Source organism: Acinetobacter sp. BY419 (assembly GCF_019038395.1).
GTDB lineage: Bacteria > Pseudomonadota > Gammaproteobacteria > Pseudomonadales > Moraxellaceae > Acinetobacter.
In genome coordinates, this window is the sequence record NZ_JAGFXZ010000013.1 from 46,339 (window position 1) to 60,718 (window position 14,380).

The 14,380-nt window shown below is 41.6% G+C and carries 12 protein-coding genes and 1 pseudogene; 10 read left to right on the top strand and 3 right to left on the bottom strand.

Features of this window, described 5'->3' with window-relative positions:
- Nucleotides 1-47 precede the first annotated feature (47 nt).
- Entirely contained in the window at nucleotides 48-836 is a 789-nt protein-coding gene (locus KUG37_RS07035; RefSeq protein WP_216934464.1) for a hypothetical protein, read from the bottom strand.
- Between the two features lie 543 nt (nucleotides 837-1,379).
- On the opposite strand from KUG37_RS07035, the gene uvrB reads away from it, so the two are divergent.
- The 6 genes from uvrB to KUG37_RS07065 all read left to right on the top strand — a co-directional run bounded on the left by uvrB (nucleotide 1,380) and on the right by KUG37_RS07065 (nucleotide 8,817).
- A complete protein-coding gene (gene uvrB / locus KUG37_RS07040; protein ID WP_216934466.1) occupies nucleotides 1,380-3,401 on the top strand; it encodes an excinuclease ABC subunit UvrB in 2,022 nt (673 codons plus the stop codon).
- A 145-nt stretch (nucleotides 3,402-3,546) separates the two neighbouring features.
- A complete protein-coding gene (locus tag KUG37_RS07045) occupies nucleotides 3,547-4,134 on the top strand; it encodes a lipocalin family protein (protein WP_216934468.1) in 588 nt (195 codons plus the stop codon).
- A gap of 162 nt (nucleotides 4,135-4,296) precedes the next feature.
- Nucleotides 4,297-5,235, top strand: a complete 939-nt coding sequence (gene rarD / locus KUG37_RS07050; RefSeq protein WP_216934470.1) for an EamA family transporter RarD — start codon at nucleotides 4,297-4,299, stop codon at nucleotides 5,233-5,235.
- A gap of 121 nt (nucleotides 5,236-5,356) precedes the next feature.
- Nucleotides 5,357-5,710, top strand: a complete 354-nt coding sequence (locus tag KUG37_RS14710) for a hypothetical protein (RefSeq protein WP_254202636.1) — start codon at nucleotides 5,357-5,359, stop codon at nucleotides 5,708-5,710.
- The gene (locus KUG37_RS07060; RefSeq protein WP_254202637.1) at nucleotides 5,673-7,118 is read left to right on the top strand and encodes a hypothetical protein; all 1,446 of its coding nucleotides are present in this window, start codon (nucleotides 5,673-5,675) and stop codon (nucleotides 7,116-7,118) included. Before KUG37_RS14710 ends, KUG37_RS07060 begins: the two co-directional genes overlap by 38 nt.
- Before the next feature lie 241 nt (nucleotides 7,119-7,359).
- Nucleotides 7,360-8,817, top strand: a complete 1,458-nt coding sequence (locus KUG37_RS07065) for a glyceraldehyde-3-phosphate dehydrogenase (RefSeq protein ID WP_216934474.1) — start codon at nucleotides 7,360-7,362, stop codon at nucleotides 8,815-8,817.
- Between the two features lie 52 nt (nucleotides 8,818-8,869).
- On the opposite strand, the gene KUG37_RS07070 is transcribed toward KUG37_RS07065, so the two are convergent.
- Nucleotides 8,870-9,730 (bottom strand): SDR family oxidoreductase, encoded by an 861-nt coding sequence (locus tag KUG37_RS07070; RefSeq protein WP_216934476.1) that lies wholly within the window; start codon nucleotides 9,728-9,730, stop codon nucleotides 8,870-8,872.
- A gap of 103 nt (nucleotides 9,731-9,833) precedes the next feature.
- On the opposite strand from KUG37_RS07070, the gene KUG37_RS07075 reads away from it, so the two are divergent.
- The 4 genes from KUG37_RS07075 (at nucleotide 9,834) to proB (ending at nucleotide 13,423) form a co-directional block, all read left to right on the top strand.
- Nucleotides 9,834-10,208, top strand: a complete 375-nt coding sequence (locus tag KUG37_RS07075; protein ID WP_216934478.1) for a helix-turn-helix domain-containing protein — start codon at nucleotides 9,834-9,836, stop codon at nucleotides 10,206-10,208.
- Between the two features lie 30 nt (nucleotides 10,209-10,238).
- Nucleotides 10,239-10,658: a hypothetical protein gene (locus KUG37_RS14715; RefSeq protein WP_254202638.1), complete on the top strand. Its 420-nt coding sequence runs from the start codon at nucleotides 10,239-10,241 to the stop codon at nucleotides 10,656-10,658.
- Nucleotides 10,659-11,044: 386 nt separating this feature from the next.
- The gene (gene cgtA / locus KUG37_RS07085) at nucleotides 11,045-12,262 is read left to right on the top strand and encodes an Obg family GTPase CgtA (protein WP_216934480.1); all 1,218 of its coding nucleotides are present in this window, start codon (nucleotides 11,045-11,047) and stop codon (nucleotides 12,260-12,262) included.
- A 27-nt stretch (nucleotides 12,263-12,289) separates the two neighbouring features.
- Complete coding sequence (gene proB, locus KUG37_RS07090) at nucleotides 12,290-13,423, top strand: glutamate 5-kinase (protein ID WP_216934482.1); 1,134 nt, start codon at nucleotides 12,290-12,292, stop codon at nucleotides 13,421-13,423.
- A 377-nt stretch (nucleotides 13,424-13,800) separates the two neighbouring features.
- Here the strand turns inward: proB and KUG37_RS07095 are convergent.
- Nucleotides 13,801-14,347, bottom strand: a pseudogene (locus KUG37_RS07095) (phosphatase PAP2 family protein).
- Nucleotides 14,348-14,380: the final 33 nt, after the last annotated feature.

Consider the following 14,380-nt stretch of genomic DNA (forward strand, 5'->3'; position numbering starts at 1 on the left):
AAGAGCCAATTCAGATATTGGCTCTTTTTGAAAGATATTTCGATAACTTAACGAATGCTTTTACGTGCTCTATTTTCTGGTTTCGGTGGGGCGATTTCTCGCTCACCTTGCCAGACATCTATAAAGTCCTTCTCATTGATATTATAAAGTTCTAGGAGCGCTAAAATTACGCCCCCAAACAGCATGGAACCATCTGAATGGCTCTGGAAGTCGACCAGCTTGGTATTCAGGTTGTGCAGGATGTCTTCAATTTCAAAAACGCGTTCCCGGCCATTACTGTCGGTCGGATAGAGCTGGGTGTTTAAAATAATTCTCGCCAGGCTTTTTTCATTTTCGCTCAATGGCAGTTTTTCAATCAGCTCATCGGTGGCCGGATTTAAAATGACCGAATCGCGGAATATGGTATGCAAGAAATTTGCGGTTAATTTTGGCAGGGGTTTTTCGACAAAAGGACGGAAAGATTGCGGGAAAATGACATTGCGCGAGATGCCTTTAAACATTGGGGCAATTTCTTCGACCTTATAACCTGCGATTCCACAGCCTACTGAAGTAATAAAATATTTATTTTTAGGATGGTTTTTGGTGTAAATCTTAAAGTCATCGATATAGTGCTGGATTTGTGACAGCGGCATTTGCTGTAAATGCTCATTCATCGTCGGAATTGCGTAGCTTTGACCGGCCCAGCCACGACCCACACCCATTACTGCACCAAAGTGTTCTAGCGCAGTTCTTGCGGCACCTCCACCATGCTGTCCAGCCAGGTTGCTGCCAAAAACAAAAACCGTATTTTCCGGAAGGGATTTAACAATACTTTCATCGTGATAGTGGTAAGTCATAATTGTCTATTCTAGGCTATCCTGATCTTCATGTTGCCTTTGAAATGGATAGGGGTCAAGGCATTATTCTGCAGCGCTAGCCAAACAGATAAGTCAATATTCCACCCCTGAGCAAAAACATGATGCCGAGTACGCTCAAATAAAGTTGCTGCCTGAAAATGCTTAATTTATTCTTCTGCATGAGCTAGGAATCTTTTATAAAAAGCACGGTTGAATAAGAAGGTAAATCACTGTTACCAGATAGAAAAGCCCTATACAAAATATGATGGTGCCCATATAGCGAAACTGATTTTCAAAAGCGATTTCTCGATATTCTTTATCTTTTGTTATTCTGTCTATTCTTATGTTTTGTAGATATCGCTTTTATAACTTTATATTTTTTTTTGATGATTTTTCAAACTAGATAGTGATTAAAGCGCTAGCAAATAATGAATAGTAATATTGTTTTATTTTACCAAACAGAAACCTAAGCAGGGATTGAGTAATTCAAATTTACCCTCATAATAAATCAAGTCTATATCCGCAGCGAAGTCAGCGAAAGCTATGAGTGATAAAAAGCCCTTTGAACTAGTGACCAGTTATCAACCAGCAGGCGATCAGCCACAGGCCATTGAAAAGCTGGTCAAAGGCATTGAACAGGGTTTTCATGATCAGCTTTTACTGGGGGTTACCGGGTCTGGTAAGACTTATACCATGGCCAATGTGATTGCACAGACACAGCGTCCGACCATTGTCATGGCACATAACAAAACGCTGGCTGCACAGCTTTATGGCGAATTTAAAGCATTTTTTCCGAATAATGCCGTCGAGTATTTTGTCAGTTATTATGATTATTATCAGCCGGAAGCCTATGTGCCATCTTCCGATACTTTTATCGAGAAAGATTCTGCAATTAATGACCATATTGACCAGATGCGTCTTTCTGCAACCCGTTCACTCCTAGAGCGTCGTGATGCGATTATTGTTGCATCGGTATCTGCAATTTATGGTTTGGGGGATCCGAATGCCTATATGAGCATGTTGCTGCATGTGGTGGAAGGCGATCGCATTGGCCGTGATGACATTATTCGCCGGCTGGTTGAAATGCAGTATTCGCGTAACGAACTGGAATTCCTGCGCGGTACTTATCGTATTCGTGGCGAAATTATTGATATTTTTCCGGCTGAATCCGATCAAGATGCCATCCGGATTGAACTGTTCGATGATGAAGTCGACTCTATTCGCTGGTTTGACCCGCTGACCGGGAAAATGGTTCGTAAAGTACCTCGCGTCACTATTTATCCTAAAAGTCACTATGTCACGCCGAAAGAAAATTTATCCCGCGCGATTGAAACCATTCGGGACGAACTTAAAGAGCGTCTGGTGTTCTTTCGTGAAAATGACAAACTGCTGGAAGCACAGCGCATCGAGCAGCGGACACGCTATGATCTGGAAATGATGCAGCAACTGGGTTATACCAATGGTATTGAGAACTACTCACGTCATTTATCTGGACGTCCTGCGGGTGAAGCACCGCCGACCTTGTTCGACTATATTCCTGATGATGCCCTATTGATTATTGATGAATCGCATGTGACGGTGCCGCAGATTGGCGCGATGTACAAGGGTGACCGTTCGCGTAAGGAAAATCTGGTAAATTACGGATTCCGTTTACCCAGTGCGCTGGATAACCGGCCGATGAAATTTGAGGAATGGGAACGTATTGTGCCGACGACCGTTTATGTCAGCGCAACGCCTGCCCACTATGAACTGGAAAAATCCCAGCAGATTGTCGAGCAGGTGGTACGTCCAACGGGTCTGATCGATCCGGAAATTGAAATCCGTCCTGTACTGACGCAGGTCGATGATGTGCTTTCCGAAATTAATCTGCGTAAAGATATTAATGAGCGGGTACTTGTTACAACCTTGACCAAGCGTATGGCCGAAGATTTAACTTCTTATTTGAAAGAATACGGGATTAAGGTCGCTTATTTGCACTCGGATATCGATACCGTCGAGCGGGTGAAAATTATTCATGAGCTGCGTACCGGGGTACATGATGTATTGGTCGGAATTAACCTGCTGCGTGAAGGGCTGGATATGCCAGAAGTTTCTCTGGTCGCGATTCTAGATGCGGATAAAGAAGGTTTTCTGCGTTCCGAGCGTTCTCTCATTCAGACCATTGGGCGTGCTGCGCGTAACCTGAAAGGAAAGGCGATTTTGTACGCAGATCGAATAACTAATTCGATGCAGAGAGCCATTGATGAGACAGATCGTCGTCGTGCCAAGCAGATTCAGTTTAATGAAGAGCATGGTATTACGCCGCGCAGTGCAGTCCGTCAGGTGATCAAGGAAATTGATACCGGTGAAATATTGAATGATGATTCAATTGAATTGAAAGCTTCGGATCAGGCACGTGCGATCAGTGCAGATGAACGGCATATTATGGCAGATCCGAAAATGTTCGCGAAACATCTTAATAAGCTTGAAAAGGAAATGCTGAAAGCTTCCAAAGAGCTACAGTTTGAGCAGGCTGCACGTATACGTGATGAAATTTTGCGTTTAAAAGCCCAAATGTTTGATTGATTGGGTTTGCGTTAAATATTATTTAAATGACGTAAAATCAATCACAAAGCAAACATAATGTAACAAATTCTGACCTTGGATAAAGCTATTGTAGGAACAGAAATCTTTTAAATAAATATTTTGTGAACATGCAATAGGTATCTTTATGACAACTCAAAAATCTTCACTAACTGGATCGAAGCTGGCAAAAATTGCGGTAGGTAGCGCGGTTCTTCTCGGGTTGGGTGCAGCCACAATGGCCTATGCGCAAAAAGAGCCATTACCGACCATTGATAAAGTTGAACTGGACCGTTATTTGGGTACTTGGTACGAAGTTGCACGCAAACCTATGTATTTTCAAAATAAGTGCGATCGTGATGTCACAGCGACTTATACGTTGAATGAAAATGGAAATATCGTGGTCGATAACCGCTGTATTAAAAAAGATGGCGGACAAACCCAGTCGCTGGGTGAGGCATTTGTGCAAGATCCACCGCAGAATACCAAGTTAAAAGTCAGTTTCTTGCCAGACTTTATTCGCTGGATTCCAGTCGCTCGTGGTGATTATTGGGTATTAAAACTAGATGAGAATTATCAAACTGTTTTAGTCGGTGAGCCTAAACGTAAATACATGTGGATACTTTCACGTAATCCACAATTGGATAAAAAGGTTGTGAATGAATATTTGCAATATGCACAGTCTGTGGGTTATGACCTGAGTGATGTGATTTATACCAAACAAAGTCAAAGATAGAAATATCTTCTTAATAGAAACCATGCTTAGGCATGGTTTTTTATTTTATGGCTAAAAATACACTTTAAAATTAAGTAGTGACTTTATTTTCAATAGATGAAGCATCAAGCTTTCTATTGTACTAATCGTTATAATGCCGGCGAATCAAAGTAGAGTTTGACTATGTATAAAGGCATCGCGTTATCTGTATTGGCCTCCGTGGTTTTTGGAGTGCTATATCTGTTTACGCCTTTTTTGCAGCCTTTAGATAGTGAGCAGACCTTTGCCTGGCGCATGCTGGCGACCTTGCCATTTCTGACTGCATTTATGTGGTGGTCAGGCGATCTGAAATATATCAGCAGTATCTTTAAACGGGTATTAAATCAGCCTTCGTTTTTGATCTGGCTGCTGATCAGTTCATTGTTGTGTACAACACAGTTATGGCTCTTTCTGTGGGGACCCATCAATGGTCGTGGCCTCGAAGTATCACTCGGCTATTTTCTCCTGCCTCTGGTGATGGTGCTGGTCGGCTGTGTGCTCTACAAAGAAAAATTATCATCCTTCCAGATGGTCGCTGTCGCTTTGGCGGTGTTGGGGGTAGGACATGAAATCTGGCGAATTGGTTCAATCGCATGGGAAACAGTGTATGTCGCTTTAGCTTACCCACTTTATTTCTTTATGCGGCGTAAATTCGCTACAGATCACTTGGGTGGATTCTGGTGGGATTTATTTCTGATTTTGCCTGTCGCATTTTATTTAGGCTTTATCTATAGCGACTCTATGCCGTTAATGTTGAGTCATTCCCACTTGATACTCGCCGTCCTTGGATTAGGCTTTTTGAGCGCATTGGGACTCGGTAGTTATATTTTGGCCAGTCGATATTTACCCTTTGTGATCTTTGGGCTATTGAGTTATCTGGAACCGGTACTACTTGCTTTTGCTTCTATGGCACTGGGTGAGCGCGTGGAATCAGGTGAGTGGCTGACTTACATTCCAATCTGGCTGGCAGTCTTGTTGCTGGTTGTGGAAGGAATATTGCATTTAAAACAGCAGCAGCTGAAAAAATATGAGCTGGCAAATAAAGCTGCTCAGCTGGGAAAACTCAAAAGAAAGAATGAATAGCTATTTCTGAATAAGTTGATTATTTGTCAGACACTACTGATTTAATCGTTGACTAAAGTGTGTACAATTTTATTCAGACAATAATTAAAAGAATATGAAAGATATTTTAAGGGGATAGAACATGTCAGAGGTCACGATTCCATATCAGTTGCGTGCACGCTTGTCTCAACTGGAACCAAGCCTAGATTTAAATTGGGAGCGGGAGCTTAAAACAATTTTGGCTGATGTCTCACCTGAGCTTAAGGAAACTGTCGACTTTCAGATTTTAAAGCCCAAAAAAATTCTTTGGGATCGGGAAATGGATCAATACCGGTATCAGGCGCAGCATTCGGTAGAACTGCTCAGCCAAAAATTTCTCAATGACCAGATGCGTTACTATGCCAGTACTTTTGGTCTATCCTTAAAAAGCTTGCAAGGTCTAACTGACAGCTTGCAAATTGCCAGATTATCTGGAAAATGTCTTAGAGCAAATTGATAAAATTGACGTCAATGAAAACTTCCAGATGCAGCGTGAAAAGCTGGAACTGCGTCGTACATTTTTATTGAATGCGGCTGAAATTATTCGCAGTCTTCGCTTACAACCACTTGAAGGGGTGCGCCAGCTCACTGAACAGCAAATCAAATGCTTTATTATTGAAGTATTTATCAAGCAGCAATTGTTGGGTTATTGGTATAAGCCTTTATTGAAAAAACAGACTGCGGAAATGAAGCACCCACTTTTCCGTTATTTCCTGGTTAAAGAGCAGAAAATTCGTCATTTTGATATTGTCCGGACGTCGCAATTCCTGTTCATCGTTGCACCGGTGATGGATGTGCAGCAAAACCCGTATTCAATTCGCCGTTTCCTGATTGAAGAAAAAGGTGCGCTTGAAGATCAGGTCTATCTGAATATTCTGGTTTTGGATCTACAGGATGACATGGATGAAGAAGTGGTAGAAACACTAAAGTCACAGATGCAGCGGATGGTGACTTTACAGAGCCAGATTCATTTGGATGTGATCGACATTGTGCATACTCTGGAGCAGGTGTCTGAGCAAAAGTTATTACCTTTACTGGTAGAGCCCATTCAAGTCGTAGAGAAAAATGCCGATGTGGTGGCACAGCGTCACCTGAAGCAGTTTGAAGAAATTATGACACGAGAATTGCTTTTGCCGATGCGGGATGCCATTCGTGATCATTTGTCTCATGTTGAAGAGTTTGCTTATCTGCATGTACATAAAATATTTACAGAAATTCTGGCCTATTACTGCGATTTCAAGGCCCAGCCGGGGTTTATGTTTAATCAGTATATCCAGAATTTTGAATATAAATTGCTGGCTTTTATTCGTTTACTGGAAAAGCGTAAAGGGGAAACCTTTATTCCTACACACCGAAATGAATGGCAGATCATGCATAAGCGTTCACAGCAGGCTGTTCTGGATATTCAAAATACGATTTCTGAAAATGTACAGCAATACCGGGATCTGAAAAAATATATTAATACACTGCAGCGACAAAAAGCGGATGAGGCGAAAAAATCCGTATTTAAAAAGTTTTGGCATAAAAATAATTTCGATGAGGTGATTGAAACCGCGCTCAACCAATTGCAGCAGTTAAAGCGCGGTATGTTTCTGGAAATTATTCAGGTGCCAAGAACCCATGAAAACTGTAGCGTATTTCTGGAATTTGAAAGTTTGCAGCATTTACAGCAGATAGATCGCCATTATGCATTTCCCTCTGGAGATAACGGTCTGACCCGTTTGCCTGTACTGATTCATTTGCCCGAAACCTATGATGATTTTGATATTGAACACTTCAATGCCTCCATGAGTCTGGACATGAATTTTTCAGCAGGAAGTAGAATTCATTCAGATCCGGGCAATGTGTTAAATTTTGAACTTTAGCTCTGTTCGAATAAACAACATTTAACAAATTTTTGCTAAATATTTAAAAATGGCTGTGTTTAGAATTTTTCGGATGCAAAATCATCCTACTAATAACGACTATTTTTGAAATTTATAGTGAATATACGTTAAAAACTCCCCGTCTCAACGAGCTTTTGATTCAAACTTGCGGCCAATTCCATTACAATTGTCGGGTTTAGAAATTTATACCTAGATTTACAATTAATTAGAGGACGTATCTGTGAGCAAAGACACTATCGTTGCCCTACATGCAGAGCACCAAGGTCGCTGGGAAAACCGTGAAGAACTTGCGGAACGTATGATTGCGCTTGTTGGCCAGTTATATCGTGAAAAAAATATTGTAGCTACAGTTTATGGTCGCTCTTTAATTAACCGTTCTGTGATTCAGATTTTGAAAGCGCACCGCCGTACTCGCGTACTCGACGTTGAACTTTCAGTGGTAAACACTTTCCCTATTCTTGAAGCATTGGCGAAAGTTGAAAATATCGGTTCTGCTGAAGTTGATCTGGGTAAACTTGCTGTTGAATTTAAAGAAAAAGGCGGCGATATTGATGCATTTGTTGCAGACGCTGTTAAACCTATCGAAGGCAATGCTGCTGCTGTAGAACATAAAGATGTAGTTCTTTATGGTTTCGGTCGTATCGGTCGTATCCTGGCACGTTTGATGATCGGTCAATCAGGTCTGGGTCGTGGTCTTAGCCTGAAAGCAATCGTGGTTCGTAAATCATCTGATGGTGATTTGGAAAAACGTGCATCTTTACTGCGTCGTGACTCTATTCACGGTCCATTTGCAGGCACAATTTCTGTAGATGAAGAAAACGAAGCAATTATTGCGAACGGTAACTTCATTAAAGTGATCTATGCATCTAATCCGTCTGAAGTGGACTACACTGAATATGGTATCAACAATGCACTTGTCATCGACAACACCGGTAAATGGCGTGATGCTGAAGGCCTGGCTCAACACCTTAAATGCCCGGGCGCTGCTCGTGTCATTCTGACTGCGCCTGGTAAAGGTGACATGAAGAACGTGGTTTACGGTGTAAACCAGGCGGACATCCTTGATGAAGATACCATCATCTCTGCTGCAAGCTGTACCACAAATGCTATTACACCAACACTGAAAGTATTACATGACAAATACACAGTGTTGAATGGTCACGTTGAAACAGTTCACTCGTTCACAAACGACCAGAACCTGATCGACAACTACCATAAAGCTGACCGTCGTGGTCGTGCTGCTACTTTGAACATGGTGATTACTGAAACTGGCGCAGCGAAAGCAGTTGCTAAAGCGCTTCCAGCACTGCAAGGTAAACTGACAGGTAACTCTGTACGTGTACCTACACCAAACGTATCACTTGCGATTCTTAACCTGACTTTAGGTCAAGATGTTGATCGTGATGAAGTGAACGAATACATTCGTCAGATTTCAATCGGATCTAGCCTGCAAGGTCAAATTGGCTATACCAACTCGACAGAAGTGGTATCTTCTGACTTTATCGGTTCACGTACTGCAGGTGTATTTGACGCGCAAGCGACTATCACTTCAGGTAACCGTTTAACTGCTTATGTTTGGTACGATAACGAAGTAGGTTATAGCTGCCAGGTATTACGTATTGCTGAACAGATGGGCGGCGTAAGCTATCCTAAAATTCCTGCCGAAACTAATGCATAATTAGTATTCAGCTAATAAAAAGAGTCTCTATTGAGGCTCTTTTTTTATTAAATCAAATAGATGTAAGTAATGATTTAACAGTCGTTTCAATTGGGGTGGTCGGGTGTTTTAGTAAATTCTCTAAATCTTTACTCTCACTGAAAAACGCTCCACGAGTTGCTTCAACATCTGCCTCAACCATTGCAACAGCTAAGCTTTCAGGTAATCCGGCCTGTAGAAGCATTTGTTTGTAGTCTTGTGTACTCAAGTTCTTATAAACGACAGGTTTTGAGCTAATTTCAGAAATTGTTTTAGCCATAGCGTCCAGATTAAATGCTTTAGAACTCGCCAATTCATATGTTCTATTGTCATGACCTGAGCCAAGAAGTACATTTGCTGCAGCTTCTGCATAATCCTCACGTGGAGCAGCGCTGATAAGCGCATCCTGAGCAGCGCCATATAAAATACCTGAGTCAATGGTGTGTTGAATGTCAGCAAGATAGTTCTCGATATACCAGTTGTTTCTTAATAAGGTATAGCCTAAGCCACTGTTATGAATCAATTGTTCTGTTTCACGATGTTCCTGTGCAAGACTAAGCCGGGAGGTATCTGCACGCAATAAACTGGTATAGGCAATATAGGGAACTTTAGCTGCAACAGCAGCATCAATTACCGCTTTGTGTTGCGGTGTACGACGACCAATTTCATTGGCAGAAATTAAAAGTAATTTATCGATCCCTTGAAGTGCAGGCTTAAGAGACTCGATCTGGTCATAATCAAAATGGCGAACTTCAATACCTTGCTTTTGAAATGATTCAGCTTTTTCTACATGACGCACCAAAGCAACAATATTGTTTGCTGGTGTTTGATGAAGTAGATGTTGAATAACCAAGTGACCGAGATGACCCGTTGCGCCAGTAATTGCAATTTTCATTTTTTTAATCTCGCTTTTTTTTATGAATAAATATTAATTTGATAACTTACTCAATTTAAGCCCATACTAAAAAGTAAGCTTATTACTAAAAGGGAATATTTTTATGTCTGCTTATGAAACCAGTAAATTATTGGGGCAAGTTTTATCTACTGATTGTCCTTCTCGAGAAATATTAGAGCATATCGCCAATAAGTGGTCTGTTTTAGTTTTGCGCTGTCTCAGTGAGGGTGTGCATCGTTTTAGCGAGTTGAAACAGCGAATCGAAGGGGTGAGTGAAAAAATGCTCTCCCAGACTTTAAAAATGCTGGAGCAGGATGGTTTTATATTAAGAACAGTTTATCCGGTCGTGCCGCCAAAAGTGGAATATCAGTTGACGATTACCGGTTCACAAGCAGCTGAAAAAATTATGTATCTAATTAACTGGATTGAGAAAAGTCTGCCAGATATTGTAGAGAATAAAGCGCGCGTTGCAAAATAGAAGCTAAATTGCTTTTGGGGAAGCAATGACATGAAAAAGTCAGAAAATCTGGTTGCTACTTTGTTAGCAGTGTACGCAATCATTTTAGTTTTATGCATTGCGATTTATGCAATCTTTAAACTTTTAGAAGTTGATATTACTTTAGCGACCAATCTCTTGCTTTGGTCAGCAGCGATCTTTGCTCCTATTGCTGTGCTCATGACGTATACGAGTTGGCGAGAGCAAAAAAGTGCTGAAAGAATTGCTGAATATGGTAATGAAGTTTATAAAATCAATATTCAATACTGTAGGATTCTGGAAAAATACTCATTAACATGGCCTAAAAATGAAGATATGGCTCTAATAACTAAAGAACTTGAAGTTTATTTGGATAATTTTTATTCATCTTTGATTTTATATTGTGATTTCTTAAGAGAATTAAATAAGCACGATTTAGTTAAAAAATTTTAGAATTAGAGAGAGCACATTACCATTTATTGCAAATCATGGAAGCAATTGATGAAGAAGATGATTTAGAAAGATGGTCTGAATATTCAAATGAATATCCTGGATATACCAGTAATACAATAGATATAATTAATAACATAAACAGTCATTTAGTAAAAATTATACTTCATAAAACTTAAAAATTTATCTTAGGAAAGTGCTTGCAGTATTTATGAAAGAGAAATTAAATAAATGTTGATCGCAGTCGAAATAAATGTCAAATCATCTATAAGTGAACCAAATTCTTGTAAAGAGGAAGCATCTTCCTGGAGTAGTCCACAAATATAGTCGAGAAATTCTTTAAAATATGGCAGAATATGGGGTTTTAAAGTTTTTAGAGGATTGGCATTATGCGCTTTGTTGATGAAGCAGTCATTACCGTAGAGGCTGGCGACGGTGGCAATGGCGTAGCCAGTTTTCGCCGTGAAAAATTCGTGCCATTTGGTGGTCCAGATGGTGGTGATGGTGGTCGTGGCGGCAGCATTTATATTCAGGCTGACAACGACACCAATACGCTAGTTGATTATCGTTATACACGTAAATTCCGTGCAGAACGAGCAAAAAATGGCCGTGGGGCGAACTGTGCTGGTCGTGGCGGTGAAGACACCGTATTAAAAGTTCCAGTAGGAACAACAATTGTAGATGTTGAGTCTGGCGACATTATTGGCGATTTGATCGAAGACGGTCAACGCGTGAAAGTGGCAGCAGGCGGTGACGGTGGTTTAGGAAATACACACTTTAAATCATCGACCAACCGTTCACCACGTAAGTGTACGCACGGTCAAAAAGGTGAATTCCGTGAAATCCGTCTAGAGCTTAAAGTTCTGGCAGATGTTGGCTTGCTGGGTATGCCAAATGCGGGTAAATCAACCTTCATTCGTGCGGTATCTGCTGCAAAACCAAAAGTTGCAGATTATCCATTTACTACCATGGTGCCAAACCTGGGTGTGGTCGATGCCGATAGCCACCGTTCATTCGTGATGGCAGATATTCCGGGTCTGATTGAAGGTGCATCTGAAGGTGCAGGTCTTGGGATTCGCTTCCTGAAGCATCTGGCACGTACCCGTATCTTATTGCATATCGTTGACGTACAACCGATTGATGGCTCAGATCCGGCGCATAATGCCAAAGCAATTATGAAAGAGTTAGAGAACTTCTCCCCAACACTTTCAAAACTGCCGATCGTATTGGTGCTCAATAAAGTCGATCAGTTGGCTGAAGAAACACGTGAAGAATGGTGTACTCATATTGTTGAAGAATTGCAGTGGGAAGGCCCAGTTTTTGAAACTTCCGGCTTAACGGCTGAAGGCACCAAAGATGTAGTTTACTACCTGATGGATCAGATCGAGGAACAGCGTGAACGCGAAGCTGAAGATCCAGAATATGCAGCAGAAATGAAAGCATTCCGTGATCAGCTTGAAGCTGAAACACGTGAACAAACTATCGCTGCAAAAGAAGCGTATCGTGAGATGCGTCGTCAGCAACGTCTTGCCGGTATTCTGGGCGATGACGAAGATGATGAAGATGGCGATGATGATAGTGATGTGGAAGTGTACTACGTACGCTAATCTCTGAGAGAAGAGTCTGAGGACAAGATGATAGAAGTGGTAGATGGGCAACGTCAGCTCAAGGGTTGTAAACGAATCGTTGTTAAAATCGGATCATCTTTACTCACAGCAAACGGGCAAGGTCTAGATTTAGATGCCATCTCGCACTGGGCGGGACAAATCGCAGATCTACACAATGCAGGACACGAGATTATTCTGGTGTCTTCCGGTGCTGTGGCTGAAGGTATGGTGCGAATGAAACTTGAGAATCGACCCACCGATCTACCCAGTCTTCAGGCTTGTGCTGCCATCGGTCAGATGGGCCTGATTCATACCTGGTCGAGCGTACTGGAAAAACACCAGATTCGAACTGCGCAGGTATTGTTAACCCATGATGATCTGGCGGATCGTCGTCGCTATCTCAACTCATGTGATGCCTTGCAGAACCTGATTGACTGGCGTGTGATTCCGGTAATCAATGAAAATGACACGGTTTCTACTGACGAAATCCGCTTTGGTGATAACGACACGCTTGCTGCGATGGTGGCTGGTCAGGTGCATGCAGATCTTCTGATTATCTTAACTGATCAGGAAGGGATGTTTGATTCGGATCCACGTTTTAATCCAAATGCAAAGCTGTTCCATACGGTACGCGCGATGGATGAAAGCCTGTTTGATATGGCAGGTGGTGGCGGTAAATTTGGTCGTGGCGGCATGCTGACCAAAGTTCGTGCTGCACGTCTGGCTGCAAAGTCAGGCTGTCCCACCTTAATCGCAAGCGGTGACAGTGATGGTGTCCTATCACGCCTGATGTCTGGTGAATTGTTAGGTACTTTGTTTGTGACTGACAAAGACCGTATAACCGCGCATCAGCAATGGTTAGCAGCACACCTGCAGACTGCAGGCCGTCTGGTGATTGATGATGGCGCAGTAAAAGCGATTAAAGACAATCATCGTAGCTTGTTGCCTGTAGGCGTCAAAGCGGTTGAAGGTCACTTCGAACGCGGTGATGTGGTGGAATGTGTGGATACACAGGGACACCGAATTGCGGTCGGTCGTGTCAACTTTAGTTCGCGTTCGGCAGATATTGTTCGTGGTCTGGCGTCAGATAAAGTGCATCAGGTTTTAGGTGAAGCACGTTCACTGGAGATGATTCACCGCAATCATATGGCAATTTACTAAGTCATTCAGATTCAGGTCCATAGATTCAAAAAATCCCGCTTTCGAGCGGGATTTTTCTGCATAAGTGATTTAGAACTACATTTTTGTTGGGCAGTGAAGAATAAATCAGCCAGGATATTATTCTGAATCAGTTTCAAACTATGGAAAATATCTTAGAAGAGATAGATGGTAATAAGAAAAATTTAAGAGAAACTATTTCTAGGATTAATACACTGAAAAGACCTTCAACGTTTTGGGGAAAACTTTAGAAGAATAGGAAAATCAAACGAAATTATAAAAATTGGTCTGATTAATCCCCATCATAGTGAGGATATTTTTCAAAAGAGTTACCGAATCCATTCTCTACGAATAAATACTCCAAATATTTGGTGATAAATTCATAAAATGCTATTCATCAAGGCAGCCTGATATTTACACCACAGCGGTAATCCGGCTAAATTTACTGTTATTGCAATCAGGAATGCACCCAGCATATCCATCGGGAAATGCACGCCAACATAAACACGCGACCACGCCACTAGCCAAGCTGTCCAGATTAGAATTTTTCCCAGATCACGTTGTGATGAAAAATAATAAGATAGGGCAATGCCACTAAAAATACTCATATGGTTGCTGGGGAAAGAACCTGTAGGTGCATGTTCAATCAGGGTGCGACCCACGTCCATCACAAACGGGCGTGGAGTATTAAGGATCGCGGACAATACCTCACTTATCGACAAGGTAATTACTGTAAAAATAAATGCTTTAATAATGCCAGTTTTTACTTCATAACTGCCACGGAACCAGGCAGTAGCAAAAATCAGAAAAAAAAAGATAAACCAGATCATGCGCAATCAGGGAGGCATAATTGATCATCCAGGTCGAGGCTTGGTCGGGTACATTTAGAATATGAAACAGGTAAAGATTCAGTTGGTGAAGGGACATGAGCAGAGAGGACTGGCACAAATGTCCGTTACT

Excerpts from the sequence above, each read along its gene's own strand:
- KUG37_RS07035 (WP_216934464.1), bottom strand. The coding sequence starts at position 836 with ATGACTTACCACTATCACGATGAAAGTATTGTTAAATCCCTTCCGGAA.
- uvrB (WP_216934466.1), top strand. The coding sequence starts at position 1,380 with ATGAGTGATAAAAAGCCCTTTGAACTAGTGACCAGTTATCAACCAGCA.
- KUG37_RS07045 (WP_216934468.1), top strand. The coding sequence starts at position 3,547 with ATGACAACTCAAAAATCTTCACTAACTGGATCGAAGCTGGCAAAAATT.
- rarD (WP_216934470.1), top strand. The coding sequence starts at position 4,297 with ATGTATAAAGGCATCGCGTTATCTGTATTGGCCTCCGTGGTTTTTGGA.
- KUG37_RS14710 (WP_254202636.1), top strand. The coding sequence starts at position 5,357 with ATGTCAGAGGTCACGATTCCATATCAGTTGCGTGCACGCTTGTCTCAA.
- KUG37_RS07070 (WP_216934476.1), bottom strand. The coding sequence starts at position 9,730 with ATGAAAATTGCAATTACTGGCGCAACGGGTCATCTCGGTCACTTGGTT.
- KUG37_RS07075 (WP_216934478.1), top strand. The coding sequence starts at position 9,834 with ATGTCTGCTTATGAAACCAGTAAATTATTGGGGCAAGTTTTATCTACT.
- KUG37_RS14715 (WP_254202638.1), top strand. The coding sequence starts at position 10,239 with ATGAAAAAGTCAGAAAATCTGGTTGCTACTTTGTTAGCAGTGTACGCA.
- cgtA (WP_216934480.1), top strand. The coding sequence starts at position 11,045 with ATGCGCTTTGTTGATGAAGCAGTCATTACCGTAGAGGCTGGCGACGGT.
- proB (WP_216934482.1), top strand. The coding sequence starts at position 12,290 with ATGATAGAAGTGGTAGATGGGCAACGTCAGCTCAAGGGTTGTAAACGA.